Below are 13307 nucleotides of genomic sequence, written 5' to 3'. Positions count from 1 at the left end.
CGCGCCGCGAGAGGACCTCCTGATGAGCAACACCTTCGACATCCGGCTCTCCCAGAACCGTACGCCGGCCGAGGAACGGCAACGGATCCTCGACAACCCCGGCTTCGGCCAGTACTTCACGGACCACATGATCACCATCCAGTGGACCGAGGAAGAGGGCTGGCACGACGCGCGTCTGCAGCCGTACGGGCCGTTGACGCTGGACCCGGCGACGGCCGTCTTCCACTACGGCCAAGAGCTGTTCGAGGGCCTCAAGGCGTATCGCCAGGCCGACGGCTCGATCGTGACGTTCCGGCCGTACGCCAACGCCGCGCGCTTCAACACCTCCTGCGAGCGGATGGCGATGCCGCCGCTGCCCGAGGAGCTGTTCGTCCGCTCGCTGGAGCTCCTCGTCGACACCGACCGCGACTGGGTCCCCACCAATGTGGACTCCAGCCTCTACCTGCGCCCCTTCCTGATCGCCACGCAGCGCGGGCTCGGCGTGAACAGCCCCTCGTCCTCCTTCATGTTCGTCGTCATCGCCTCGCCCTCCGGCGCGTACTTCACCGGCGGCATCAAGCCGGTCTCGGTCTGGCTCTCGGAGGACTACACCCGCGCCGCTCCCGGCGGCACCGGCGCGGCCAAGTGCGGCGGCAACTACGCCGGGGCGTTCGTCGCCCAGTCCCAGGCGGTCCGCGAGGGCTGCGACCAGGTGGTCTGGCTCGACGCCACCGAGCACCGCTGGGTCGAGGAGATGGGGGGCATGAACCTCTTCTTCGTGTACGGCTCGGGAGCGGACGCCCGCATCATGACGCCGGCCCTCACCGGCACGCTGCTCCCCGGCATCACCCGTGACTCGTTGCTGCAACTCGCCCCCGACCTGGGCATCCCCGCCACAGAAGGACGCATCTCCACCGACGAATGGCGCGAGGGCAACGCCTCGGGCGAGCTGACCGAGGTCTTCGCGTGCGGCACCGCCGCGGTGATCACCCCGGTCGGGCGCGTGAAGGGCACCAACGGCGAGTGGCTGGTCGGCTCCGGCGAGCCGGGCCCGGTGACCATGCGCCTGCGCGACGAACTCGTCGGCATCCAGTACGGCGAGCGCACCGACTCGTACGGCTGGATCCACAAGACGGCCTGACCCGCGCCTGAGGTCAGCCGCCGAGAACGGCGGTGTTGAGGGTGAGGCTCCAGGGGGCGGGCAGTTCGAGCGGCTCGCCGAGCCTCACCTCGACCTCGTGGTCGTATCCCTTGTCGCCGGGCCGGCTGAGCAGCCGTACCCGTCCGGCGAACGTGTCGATCACCAGATGGAGCGGCACCTTGCCGCGGGCGCATCCGCGCGGCTTGACCTCATGGTCGTCGTGCGCGCTGCTCTTGGAGACGACCTCGGCGACGAGCAAGGTGTCCTTGCCGAACACGTGGCCTTCGCCCCAGAGCCCGGGGTCGGGCGGCACGACCAGGACGTCCGGGCGGTAGCGGCCCAGCTGCGGGCCGAGGAAGAGCGCGACGTCGTTCCATGCCTCCCAACCCCGCTCGGTCATCACCGGGATGAGCTGGAGCAGCAGGCGGAAGATGAGCTTGGCGTGTTGCGTGGTGGGCACTTCTCTCACCACGATCCGGTCATCGACGATCTCGACCTTGCGGTCCGGCCATTGATCGCTGAGCTGTTGGTAGCGCTCTTCGAGAGAAGGGCCCTCGCCCGTCTCGGCGTCCGTCGGCGTCTCCAGCACGATGGACATGCTGCCATCATCTCCCCCCGCATCTCTATCCTTCGTGTCCGTTCGACGACGGAACGTAGCGGCGGGGATGGCGTTCTGTCCCGGAGATTCGAGTGTGGTTTCGATTCCTCGCTGGATCCGCATGCGGCCGTCGGCGTCGCCTGCCGCGCCCGGCCTGCCCGGATCTGATCTCGTCTCAGAGTGTGGAACGCGAGGTGTCACTTGTCGTACACATGTGGCAGACTCGATCGCATCATGCGCTGCGGCCTTCTCATTATCGGCGGGCGCGTCGGCTGATAGCACCACATCGCCGGCGCGCAGACCTCTCACGTCCGTGAGGGGTCATTTTGCTTTTCGGAGCAGTGCGCCTCTCGTATCCCAAAGGACTCATACCCCATGCATGACGACGGCTTCCACGTCTACGACACGACGCTTCGTGACGGGGCCCAGCAGGAGGGCCTCAACCTCTCTGTGGCCGACAAGATCGCCATCGCTCGTCACCTCGACGATCTGGGGGTCGGTTTCATCGAGGGCGGCTGGCCGGGCGCGAACCCCAAGGACACCGAGTTCTTCCGGCACGCCCGGACCGAACTCGATCTCAAGCACGCGCAGCTCGCCGCGTTCGGCGCGACCCGCCGGGCCGGCGCGAAGGCCGCGGACGACCCACTCGTGGCCGCGCTGCGCGAGTCCGGCGCGCCGGTCGTGACCCTTGTCGCCAAGAGTCACGACCGGCACGTCGAGCTGGCCCTCCGTACGACTCTGGAGGAGAACCTCGCGATGATCCGCGACACGGTCTCCCACCTGCGTACGGAGGGCCAGAGGGTCTTTCTCGACGCCGAGCACTTCTTCGACGGCTACCGGTCCAACCCGGCGTACGCCCTGGAGGTCGTACGGACCGCGGCCGAGGCCGGCGCGGACGTCGTCGCGCTGTGCGACACCAACGGAGGGATGCTCCCGGACGAGCTGGCCGACGTGGTCGCCGCCGTCGCCGAGGCCGGCGCGCGCCTCGGCGTCCACTGCCACGACGACAGCGGCTGCGCGGTGGCCAACACGCTGGCGGCCGTGAGCGCGGGAGTGACGCATGTGCAGGGATGCGCCAACGGGTACGGCGAGCGCAGCGGGAACGCCAACCTGTTCACCGTGGTCGGCAACCTCCAGCTCAAGCGGGGGTACGACCTCGGCGTCCGGCTCGGCGAGATGACGCGTGTGGCCCACGCGGTGTCGGAGGTGACGAACGTCGCGCCCTCGTCGCAGCAGCCGTACGTCGGGACCTCGGCGTTCGCGCACAAGGCGGGCCTGCACGCCTCGGCGGTCAAGGTCGACCCGATGCTCTACCAGCACATCGACCCCGAACTCGTCGGCAACGACATGCGGATGCTGATCTCCAGCATGGCCGGCCGGGCGTCGGTGGAGCTCAAGGGCCGCGAGCTCGGGTACGAGCTGTCCGGCGAGAAGGCCAAGCAGGTCGTCGGCCGGGTCAAGGAGCTGGAGGCCTCCGGGTACACCTTCGAGGCCGCGGACGCCTCGTTCGAACTCCTGCTGCGCGAGGAGGTCGAGGGCGCGCGGACCCGGTTCTTCACCGTCGAGTCGTGGCGGACCATCGTCGAGCGCCGCACCGACGGGACGCTCATGAGCGAGGCCACGGTCAAGCTCAACGCCAAGGGCGAGCGGATCGTCGCCACCGGCGAGGGCAACGGCCCGGTCAACGCCCTCGACCGCGCGTTGCGGCTGGCGCTCGAACGCATCTACCCCGAGCTCTCCGCGCTCGAACTCGTCGACTACAAGGTCCGCATCCTCGAAGGGACCCACGGCACGGAGGCGCGCACCCGGGTGCTGATCGAGTCGAGCGACTCGACCGGGGAGTGGGGCACGGTCGGTGTACAGGACGACGTCATCGCCGCGTCCTGGGACGCCCTGGAGGAGTCGGTGACGTACTGCCTCCTGCGCGCCGGCCACACACCGGCCTAAGCGCTGTCCGCGCCCGGCGCGGCGGTCAGCCTCTCCTTCGCCACCGCCTCACCGGCCCCGGACCGACGCGGTCGGCAACGAGCAGGAGCAGGCGGTGCGTGCCGCGTTCGCCGGGCACGACCGGCAGGCGCCCCGCCTGCCGGAGGCGATGAGCCGGTCCACGTGGACCGCTGGTCACACGGCCGCGTTCAGCGCGTACGAGGCGGAACCGCGGCCCTACGGCGCGGATGACCGGGCGGAGGGCCGGCAGGCGGCGGCGACGTTCGGTGGTGGAGGCGGCTCGGCGGACGCGGGTCCGGCCTGAGCGGTGATCAGGCCTTGGGCGTGGCGCGTTCGACGACCTCGAAGGACCACAGTTCGGAGCCGGTCGCCGCGGGGCCGCCGTGGCCATGGCCGTGCCCGTGGCCTTCGGCGGCGTCGTGTTCGGCGTCGGCCCGTGCCTGCTCGTGGCCCTTCTGGAACGACTGGCTCTCCGTCCAGCGCTGGAAGTCCTCCTCGCTGCGCCAGCGCGTGTAGACGAGGTAGCGGTCGTTGCCACCGGCGGGCCGGAGCAGCGCGAACTCCTCGAAGCCTTCGGCGTTCTCCACGAGACCGGCCCGCCCGGCGAACCGGCGCTCCAGCTCGTCGCGCATGGGCTCCGGGACGGTCAGGACGTTGATCTTCACGACGCTCATGAGGGCATTGTCGCGCGCGCCGTCTCCGCTGCGGATGAGGGGTGTCTTGTGCGGTGGTTATGAAGAGCGCAACGAAGAGAAAATGTCCAATTTGGGAGGCGTCGGGGGGTTCTGTGGTTGCAACACGTGCGTCTGCACGTGCAGGTCCGTTCGGATGCGAGTTTTCTTGGTGAAGGATGCTAAATAAGTGGCGGGGTGGAAATGTCTGACGGCAGACTCTTCCTCCTGCGGCGCTGGGGGCGCCGCGCGTACTTGGTTCTTGTTGATTCGGGGGATGTGTCGGCGTTGCAGACTTCTCAGCACTGGTTGCGGTACGACCGCGACATCGAGCTCCTATTGATCGCCGAGGCCAGCCGCCGGCTGACGACGCGCTCCGGCGACCAGGAGACGATGGAGTCCGTCATGGCCCTGCTGGAGCGCCAGCAGCACGTGGCCGCCTGCCGGGCCCTCGACGTTCCCGTCGAGGCCTGCGGAGCGTGAACCGTCGGGTCGCCGGGTGAAACCATCCGGGTCGCATCGCCGTCGAAGTCCGAGATATCGGTAGAGACTGGAAGACGGTGACACGGTGACGAACACTCCGGGCGACCCGGAAGCCCCCTGGGTCTCACCGGACGAAGAATCCCCCGGCGAACCCGAGAACAGGCGCGACGTCCCGGCGAAGCCGGGCGGTCCGGTGCCGACGGACGTCGTCACGGTGACCGATCTGAGTACGGGAATGATCGCCGGCGGCCCCTCCGGGGCGGCGGTGACTCGTGAGGTTCCGCTGACGCCGGGCGGCCGACCGGGGAGCGCCGCGCCGACGCGTGAGACACCGGTCGGCGAAGCGGTACGGCCGGGCGCCCCCGTACGGTCGGGCGGCGTACCACCAGGCGACGGATCGGCGCAGACCGAGGGCGAGGCGCGTACCCGGGAGGTACCCAGGCCGTCCGACACGGCCGCGGTACCTGCCGACCTTCCGATGCTCACCCGCGAACTGCCCGCGCCCGGCCACGACCTGCCCAAGGCCGCGAGTGACCGGCCTGAGGCCGTGAACGACGTCCCCGAGGCGCCGGGCAGCCGGTCCGAGGCGGCGAACGACGTTCCCGAGGAGACGGGCAGCAGGTCCGGGCCCTGGGACGCGGTCGTGGCGCCGTTCACGGCTCCGGCGACGCGGCACGATCAGTCGGCGCCCCGATACCGCGGGCGGGCCGCGCGAACCGCCGAATCGCGCGGCGAGCCGCCTGCCGAACCCCTGCCGCCCGGCGGGCATCCGCCGTCCGGCACCGGTGGGTGGCCTACTCCCGGTCCAGCCGGGCAGGGCAACGGTCCCGCGTCCGGAGGCGCGCCGATCCGACCGGCCGCGGGTCCTCCCGGCGGCCGTACGTCCGGAATGCCCATGGACGGTACGCCGAGCGGGCCTCACGTCGGCCCACCCGGTGGCCCCGTCGGGGGACGCGCTCCCGGCGAGGGACGGCGCCGGATGACCATGGCGATCGTCGCGGCCGGCGTCGCGGTCGTGGTCGCCGGGGGCATCGCGTTCGCGTTCGGGCGGCTCGGCGGCGCCTCTCGACCCCAGGCCGGGTGCGCGGGTGAAGCCTGTTCGCGGACGGGCAGCGCCGCGGCCGGGCCCCGGTTCCGCTACCGCACCGTCGAACGGGACACCGGGTACTTCGAGGGCACCGTCACGCTCGCCAACCGCGGCGCGACGCCTTGGCGTTCGTGGACGCTGACGTTCACCTATCCCGGCGCCGACGTGCACAACGCTTGGGAGGTCGTCCTGCGGCAGACGGGGCAGAACGTCGCGATCGCCAGCGCCCCGACCGCCGAGCCGATCGCCCCCGGCGACGACTTCGAGGTGCGGTTCGGCGGCGCGGGTCGTCCGGGTATGCCGACGAACTGCCGCTTCAACGGCGCGCCCTGCACCTTCGTACGGTGACCGAGGTCGTCCACAACCCGCCCACTGGTTGCGACGTCACCCTCCCGGGCTCGATAGCCTCAGTCTCGTGCGTATCGCGAGGTTCACCAAAGACGGCGACCTGTCCTTCGGGGTGGTCGAGGACGACGACACCATCGCCACCGTGGCCGCCCACCCCTTCGGCGAGATCCAGTTCACGGGGGAGCGCCAGCCGCTGGCCGACGTACGGCTGACGGCGCCGATCCTTCCGAACAAGGTGATCGCGGTCGGCCGTAACTACGCCGAGCACGCCAAGGAGATGGGCAACGAGGCGCCGGCGGAGCCGTTGATCTTCATGAAGCCGTCCACGTCGGTGATCGGGCAGCGGGAGGCGATCGTCTACCCGTCGCTGTCCGAGCGCGTCGACTACGAGGGCGAGCTCGCCGTGGTCATCGGGCGGCTGTGCCGTGACGTGCCGGCCAAGCGGGCGGCCGAGGTCATCCTCGGCTACACCTGCGCCAACGACGTGACAGCGCGCGACCTGCAGAAGAAGGACGGCCAGTGGACCCGGGCGAAGGGCTTCGACACGTTCTGCCCGCTCGGTCCGTGGATCGAGACCGAGCTCGACCCGTCCGACCTCGCCATCACCACGACCGTCAACGGTGAGACCCGTCAGGACTCCCGTACGGACAAGCTGCTGCACCGCATCCCCGAGCTGATCGAGTACATCACCCGGGTGATGACCCTGCTTCCCGGAGACGTCATCCTCACCGGCACGCCCGAGGGCGTCGGCCCGCTGGAGGTCGACGACGAGGTCTCCGTCACCATCGAGAACATCGGCACGCTCACCAACCGGGTGATCTCACGTGACTAACGACAAGCCCCGCGTGCGCTTCGCGCCGTCGCCGACCGGCATGTTCCACGTCGGCGGCGCGCGATCGGCGCTGCACAACTGGCTCTACGCCCGCCAGCACGGCGGCACTCTCGTGCTGCGCATCGAGGACACCGACGCCTCCCGCAACCGGCCCGAGTGGACCGAGGGCATCATCCGGGCGCTCGGGTGGCTCGGCATCGACGAAAACCAGTACGAGGGCCCGTTCTTCCAGTCGGCCAACGCCGAAGAGCACCGCAAGGCCGTGGAGCGCCTCCGCGTCGCCGGCCGGGCGTACTTCTGCGACTGCACCCGCGACGACGTGATCGCCCGCACCGGCGACTCCTACAAGGGCTACGACGGACACTGCCGCGACCGGGGCCTGGAGGCCGCGCCGGGCCGGGCGCTGCGCTTCCGCACCCCCGACGAGGGCACGACGGTCGTCATCGACCTGATCCGCGGCAAGCCGGCGTTCGAGAACGCCACGATCGAGGACTTCGTCATCGCCCGCGGCGACGGTTCGGTGCTGTTCATGCTGGCGAACGTCGTGGACGACATGACCCAGGGCATCACCCACGTGATCCGCGCGGAGGAGCACCTCTCCAACACCCCCAAGCAGCAGCTGCTGTGGGAGGCGCTGGGCGCGCAGCCGCCGATCTGGGCGCACGTGCCCGTGGTCGTCAACGAGAAGCGGCAGAAGCTCTCCAAGCGCCGCGACAAGGTCGCGCTGGAGGACTACCAGGCCGAGGGCTACCTCGCCGAGGCGATGCGCAACTACCTGATGCTGCTGGGCTGGGCCCCGTCGGGCGACCGCGAGATCGTGCCGTGGAGCGTGATCGAGGAGGAGTTCCGGCTCGAGGAGGTCAACCCGTCACCGGCGTTCTTCGACGTCAAGAAGCTCCGCGCGTTCAACGGCGAATACATCCGCGCCCTGCCGCTCGCGGACTTCATCGCCCGCTGCCGTCCGTGGCTGGTCGCCCCGCAGGCCCCGTGGACCGCGGAGCAGTACGACGAGGACGTCTTCGCCGCCCTGGCCCCGCTCGCCCAGACCCGCGTCGCGGTCATGTCCGAGATCACCGCCATCGTGGACTTCGCGTTCCTGGACGAGCCGGAGATCGACGAGGCCTCATGGAACAAGGCGATGAAGGAGCCCGCCGCCGCGATCCTCGCCGCCGCCATCGAGTCCTACACCGACGCCCCCTGGACGGCCGAAGAGCTCAAGTCCCGCACGGAGGCCATCGGCGTCGCACACGGCCTGAAACTCGGCAAGACCCAGGCCCCCATCCGCGTGGCGGTCACCGGCCGCACGGTCGGCCTGCCCTTGTTCGAGTCCCTGCAGGTCCTCGGCAGAGACCGCACCCTCGCCCGTCTCCGGAAGGCCGCCACCGCCCTGGCCTGACGTCCCTCCGAGAGAGACGCGCCGAGGATCCGCCGTGTCAGCGGATCCTCGGCTGCGGGTCGTCATACCTGTGGGCCGGATTGGTGGGTGACGGGGCGGACCTCCATGGCGTAGTGGCGGGCGTCCGGCCAGCGGGTGGCGATCTCGATGGCGCGTTCCTGGCTGTCGCAGTCGACGAGGAGGTAGCCGGCGAACTGTTCGGCCGTGGCGATGAACGGTCCGTTGGTGACGGCGGGGAGGCCGTCGCGGACCCTGACCGTCCGGGTCTGGGACGGGTAGGCCAGGGCCTCGCCGCGGATCAACTCTCCGGAGGCCGACAGCTCCTTCATGACGGTGTCGACCTGATCGATCAGCTCGGCGCGGTCGGCTTCGGGCAGCTCTTCGACGTATCCAGGTCGGTTGTGGATCAGCAGCATGTACTTCATGACGATGCTCCTTCGAGTTCGACCTGGGTTTCGGGGAGTTCGACGGCGACCTGTGCGCTCTCCCGGCGGGTCGTCGCGGTGAGCACCGCGAGCGCGGCGAAGAGCGCGGCGGCGATCGCGCCGGTGAGGTTCAGGCCGGAGGTGAAGGCGTCCTTGGCGGTGTGGAGCAGTTCGGCCGCCTGGCCGGACGGCAGGTTCCGGGCGGCGGTGACGGCACCGGCGAGTGTTTCGCGCGCGGCGGGCACGCCGGCGTGCGCCATGTGGTGCCGGTAGACGCTCGCCGCGGTGACGCCGAGCAGCGCCAGCCCGAGCGATGAGCCGAAGTAGTTGCTGGTCTCCGACATCGATGCCGCCGATCCGGCTCGTTCGGGCGGAACGGAACCGACCACCATGCCGGTGCCGAGCGCGAAGAGCGGGCCGGTGCCCAGAGCCAGGACCGTGATGCCCACGATCACCAGTGGAAGCCCGCCGGTGCTGGAGACCTGTGTCAGCAGCAGGCAGCCCAGCACTGACACCGCCAGCCCGGCGGCGATGGCGGTGGTCGGCCGCATCCGCGAGGCGAGCGCGGGCGCGGTCATCGTACCCACCGCGACGCCCAGGCCCATCGGCGCGAACAGCAGGGCCGATCCGGCGGGCGAATGCCCCAGGACGCTCTGCAGGTACTGGGTGACCAGCAGGCCCGTCCCCGCCATCGCGACTCCCGCCAGCACGAGCGCGACCAGGACCGCGGTGAACGACCGGTTCCCGAACAGCCGCAGGTCCAGCAGCGGGGTGTCGAGTGTGAGCTGACGGCGGACGAAGACCACGCCGACCGCCGTTCCGACGACGATCGCGGCGAGCGGCACCGCCAGGTCGTGTGCTCCCTCCACGGCCAGCTGCTTGAGGCCGTACACCACCGCGAGCACCGCGCCCAGGGACAACGCGACGCTGACCGGGTCCGTCTGGCCGGGCGCCGGATTGCGGTACTCGGGCAGCAGGACCGGACCGGCGAGCAGCAGGACCACCATCGCGGGCACGGCGATCAGGAACACCGACCCCCACCAGAAGTGCTGCAGCAGCACCCCGGCCAGGACCGGGCCGAGCGCACCGCCGGCGAACTGGCAGGTGGCCCAGACCGAGATGGCCTTCGCGCGCTGCCCGTCCCGGCGGAACATGTTGCTGATCAGGGCCAGGGTCGAGGGCATCAGCGTCGCCCCCGCCACGCCCAGCAGCCCCCTGGCAACGATCATCATCTCCGGGGTGGGGGCGTACGCGGCGGCGACCGACAGGACCGCGAACGCCGCACCGCCGAGCAGGAGGAGGCGACGGCGGCCGATCCGGTCCCCGAGCGTCCCCATCGTGATCACGAAGCCGGCCACCATGAAGCCGTAGGCGTCGCTGATCCACAGCTGCTCGGTGCCGTTCGCGCCCAGATCGGCGCTCAGCCGCGGGAGCGCGAGGAACAACGAGGTCATGTCCATTGCCACCAGCAGCGTCGGCAGCACCAGTACGGCAAGCCCGATCCACTCGCGACGCCCGGCCGAGGGGGCACGTGCCCCAGCCACATCCGACATCGACGTCTCCTTTCTGAAAGACCCTCCGGTGCGAGGCCCGCGCCGGTTCATTCAGCATCGGGGGGCCGTCAGGCGACGATCAACGACGGATTCGATAAGACGCTTATAAGCGGAGCTAATGAGTGCCTACAATCATCAGGTGGAACTCCGCGAAGCAGAGATCTTCCTGGTGCTCGCCGAGGAGCTGCACTTCGGCCGTACGGCCGAGCGGCTCTACCTCACCCAGCCGCGGGTCAGCCAGACCCTTCGCACGCTCGAAGAACGCATCGGTGGCCGGCTCGTCGAGCGGACCACCCGCCGCGTGCGCCTCACTCCCCTGGGCGAGCGGCTGCGCGATGAACTGATTCCCGCGCAAGAGCAATTCCGCCGGGCGATACGCATTACCACCGACCTGGCCAAGGGCGTCAGCGGTGTCCTGCGCATTTGCCTGCCCACCTATTCCATGGCCGGCCCCTCGTTCACCGGGATCGTCCGTACCTTCAAGAACCGCTACCCCGATTGCCAGGTGACGGTGACCGAGGATTTCCCAGGTGACCTCGCGCTGCTCCGCAAGGGGACCTACGACCTGATGTGCCACCGCGTACCGACGGACGAGCCCGGCCTGTCCGTCGGACCGATCATGAGCGTGGACGACCGGATCCTCCTGGTCCACACCGGCCACCCGCTCGCAGAACGTGGCCACGCGACGGTCGAGGACCTCGCCGACTACGCCGTCATCTCCCGCAGCGGAATCCCGAAGCCCACGTACGACGAGTCATACCCCGCCACCACCCCGTCCGGTCGCCCCATCCGCCGCGGCCCCGAGATCACCATGAGCAGCGACGTCCTGCAACTGGTCGCCCGCGGTGAGGTCGTACACCCCACCGTCGCGCCCTTCATGGACTACTACCGCCACCCCGACGTCACCCAGGTCCCCCTTTACGGGCAGCCACCGGTCAAGAGCGTCCTTGTATGGGCCACCGCCCGCGAGAACGCAGCCATCCGCGCCTTCACGGCCATGGCCACCGACCTCCTCGAACACCCCGCCGACACCACCACATCGGGCTGATCTCGCCCGTGCCGACGGTGGTGGGTCATCTGTGCGAGGGCACCTTCGGGACGATCCGCGATGCGTTTTCGGGCAGTGGGAGGATCCGGCCGGCGAGCAGCGCGCGGCCCAGCGTGGTGAGGCTGTGCAGCACCGCGCCGCCGTGGCGTCGTGAATCGATGAGCCCGGCCTCACGCAGAACGGCGGCGTGCTGGCTGACCGACGCCGCCGAGACGTGCACCGCCCGGCCGATCTCGGTCGTGCTGCGCGTGTACTGCGCTTCCTGGAGCACTCTCGCCCGCGTCGTACCCAGCAGCCGGATCAGCGTTGGTTCGATGACGTGGTCCGGGCAGGGTTCGGTGGTGTCCCATCGCCGGAGTTCTGGCGCGATCGGATAGATCATGGTGGGCGCCAGAAGGGGGTCGGCCAGGGCGACGGGTATGCGCCAGCAGAAGTACGACGGGATCAGCAGAAGGCCGCGCCCGTCGAGGTGGATGGATCGTTCGGCGGGATGCTGGACCTCCAGTATCGGAGACCGCCAGCGCATCATCGGGGCGAAGCTCTCCAACAGCGCGTGGACTCCGCCTGTCTGGAGGGCGCGGATGCGAACGGCGCGGTCGGTGGCCACGCTTGCTTCGATCAGTGGCCAGTGCGGTGCGACCGCGGCCTGGTGGTATGCGTGCAGCGCCCGGCCGACCGTGGTGCGGATCTCGCCATCGCCGTCGGCCAGGCCGCGGGCCCAGACCGAGCGGCCCTGCTGGGTCTGCAGCCGGGCGAGTTCGCGGCGGACACGCCTGCGTGGGGTGGCCAGGACCGCCTCGACGCCAGGCTCGACGCCGAGCAGCCCCTGGGGTGGGGTGAGGAAATCCGGGAAGTAGGCGGCGCGGGGCGCGAGCGGAAGCAGCAGGTGCTGGACGGTTCGGAGCAGTTCTCTCTGCCGCAGGTCGTCACGGGCCTGGTTGAGCCAGCCGGTGAACGCGACCCGGCCGCTGCGGGTCTGCAGGCGGTGCAGGCTCGACACGATCTCCCACATCGCATCCGCGGTGTCCGCGATGCGCGTGCGTGCAAGATCGTCTGTGCCGAAGTGAATGCGTAACATCGCTGCCCTAGGCGGGGTGACCACATCTCCTATTGAGGTACGCGACGAAGAAGGTGGATCACCACTTGTCGCCGGTGATCATTTTTCGCCACATCCACAGATGACGATATTGCTCCCGCCGGGGGAGTCCGAACATCGTGGAGAACCCTGACTTCTCTGCTGTGCGAACAACGCGGCATCGCGTGGTGCTGGGTCTTTAAGCCATGCCTGAAAGGGTCTGTGGAACGGCCTGACTCTGACGCATGTTTGTTGAACACGAGCTGACCCTCATGAATCGACCAACATGAACGGAGGAAAAGCATTGTCCGGAAAACGCGCCAAGCTCTGCATCGCAGCGACGACCCTGGCCGGTTCCGCACTGACGGCAGGGACCGCGAACGCCGCGGCGCCGGCCCGTCCGGTCGCCGCGCCCGCCTACTCGTGCACCTATGACTCGCTCACCCACGTCAACGGCGCGGACTGGCTACTCGTTCACACGTCGCCGTCCACATCGGCACCACGAGTCGGCGAGCTGCCCTACGGGGCCCAAGTCAAATTCTGCAGCAGCTCGTACACCAGCGGCAGTGGATATGTATTCGTGTACGGCTACGGCTACAACGGCTCGACGAAGGTCACCGGCTGGATGGTGACAGCCTATCTCGCCTTTCCTTGAGTCTGACCGAGTCGTGACATTTTTCAGGCCGGCACCGAAAACGGATGCCGGAACGGGGAAGAAGGAAAG

Annotated in this window: 14 protein-coding genes; 9 read left to right on the top strand and 5 right to left on the bottom strand. The window is 69.4% G+C overall.

Going from position 1 to position 13307, the window contains the following annotated elements; translation table 11 throughout:
• The first annotated feature begins 22 nt into the window (after positions 1-22).
• Positions 23-1120, top strand: a complete 1098-nt coding sequence (locus QSK37_RS05150; protein ID WP_285617904.1) for a branched-chain amino acid aminotransferase — start codon at positions 23-25, stop codon at positions 1118-1120.
• A 13-nt stretch (positions 1121-1133) separates the two neighbouring features.
• On the opposite strand, the gene QSK37_RS05145 is transcribed toward QSK37_RS05150, so the two are convergent.
• Positions 1134-1718 (bottom strand): Uma2 family endonuclease, encoded by a 585-nt coding sequence (locus tag QSK37_RS05145; RefSeq protein WP_285617903.1) that lies wholly within the window; start codon positions 1716-1718, stop codon positions 1134-1136.
• Positions 1719-2093: 375 nt separating this feature from the next.
• On the opposite strand from QSK37_RS05145, the gene cimA reads away from it, so the two are divergent.
• Both cimA and QSK37_RS05135 read left to right on the top strand, forming a co-directional pair.
• Positions 2094-3665 (top strand): citramalate synthase, encoded by a 1572-nt coding sequence (gene cimA / locus QSK37_RS05140; protein WP_285569449.1) that lies wholly within the window; start codon positions 2094-2096, stop codon positions 3663-3665.
• Positions 3666-3759: 94 nt separating this feature from the next.
• Entirely contained in the window at positions 3760-3969 is a 210-nt protein-coding gene (locus QSK37_RS05135) for a hypothetical protein (protein ID WP_285617902.1), read from the top strand.
• A gap of 7 nt (positions 3970-3976) precedes the next feature.
• Here QSK37_RS05135 and QSK37_RS05130 read toward each other — a convergent pair whose 3' ends face one another.
• Positions 3977-4339, bottom strand: a complete 363-nt coding sequence (locus QSK37_RS05130) for an antibiotic biosynthesis monooxygenase family protein (protein WP_285569446.1) — start codon at positions 4337-4339, stop codon at positions 3977-3979.
• A 285-nt stretch (positions 4340-4624) separates the two neighbouring features.
• Between QSK37_RS05130 and QSK37_RS05125 the strand changes: the two genes are divergently transcribed.
• The 4 genes from QSK37_RS05125 (at position 4625) to gltX (ending at position 8482) form a co-directional block, all read left to right on the top strand.
• Entirely contained in the window at positions 4625-4819 is a 195-nt protein-coding gene (locus tag QSK37_RS05125; RefSeq protein WP_285617901.1) for a hypothetical protein, read from the top strand.
• A gap of 85 nt (positions 4820-4904) precedes the next feature.
• On the top strand, positions 4905-6254 hold the full coding sequence (locus QSK37_RS05120; RefSeq protein ID WP_285617900.1) for a cellulose binding domain-containing protein: 1350 nt from the start codon (positions 4905-4907) through the stop codon (positions 6252-6254).
• 67 nt (positions 6255-6321) lie between these two features.
• The gene (locus QSK37_RS05115) at positions 6322-7086 is read left to right on the top strand and encodes a fumarylacetoacetate hydrolase family protein (RefSeq protein ID WP_285617899.1); all 765 of its coding nucleotides are present in this window, start codon (positions 6322-6324) and stop codon (positions 7084-7086) included.
• Positions 7079-8482, top strand: coding sequence for a glutamate--tRNA ligase (gene gltX / locus QSK37_RS05110; protein ID WP_285617898.1), 1404 nt, complete (start codon positions 7079-7081; stop codon positions 8480-8482). The genes QSK37_RS05115 and gltX overlap by 8 nt, the downstream gene beginning before the upstream one ends.
• A 62-nt stretch (positions 8483-8544) precedes the next feature.
• On the opposite strand, the gene QSK37_RS05105 is transcribed toward gltX, so the two are convergent.
• Positions 8545-8907, bottom strand: a complete 363-nt coding sequence (locus QSK37_RS05105) for a YciI family protein (protein WP_285617897.1) — start codon at positions 8905-8907, stop codon at positions 8545-8547.
• Positions 8904-10460: an MFS transporter gene (locus QSK37_RS05100; RefSeq protein ID WP_285617896.1), complete on the bottom strand. Its 1557-nt coding sequence runs from the start codon at positions 10458-10460 to the stop codon at positions 8904-8906. Before QSK37_RS05100 ends, QSK37_RS05105 begins: the two co-directional genes overlap by 4 nt.
• 139 nt (positions 10461-10599) lie before the next feature.
• On the opposite strand from QSK37_RS05100, the gene QSK37_RS05095 reads away from it, so the two are divergent.
• Positions 10600-11508: a LysR family transcriptional regulator gene (locus QSK37_RS05095; protein WP_285617895.1), complete on the top strand. Its 909-nt coding sequence runs from the start codon at positions 10600-10602 to the stop codon at positions 11506-11508.
• Positions 11509-11533: 25 nt separating this feature from the next.
• Here the strand turns inward: QSK37_RS05095 and QSK37_RS05090 are convergent, their stop codons facing one another.
• Complete coding sequence (locus QSK37_RS05090) at positions 11534-12520, bottom strand: ArsR/SmtB family transcription factor (RefSeq protein ID WP_285617894.1); 987 nt, start codon at positions 12518-12520, stop codon at positions 11534-11536.
• 349 nt (positions 12521-12869) lie between these two features.
• Here QSK37_RS05090 and QSK37_RS05085 point away from each other — a divergent pair, with 349 nt between their 5' ends.
• Positions 12870-13238: a hypothetical protein gene (locus tag QSK37_RS05085; protein ID WP_285617893.1), complete on the top strand. Its 369-nt coding sequence runs from the start codon at positions 12870-12872 to the stop codon at positions 13236-13238.
• The last annotated feature ends 69 nt before the right edge of the window (positions 13239-13307 follow it).

The organism is Actinoallomurus iriomotensis (assembly GCF_030269445.1).
Classification (GTDB): Bacteria; Actinomycetota; Actinomycetes; order Streptosporangiales; family Streptosporangiaceae; genus Actinoallomurus; species Actinoallomurus iriomotensis.
The sequence above is the reverse complement of the archived record's forward strand: the minus strand, read 5'-3'. Positions and strand labels throughout refer to the sequence as shown.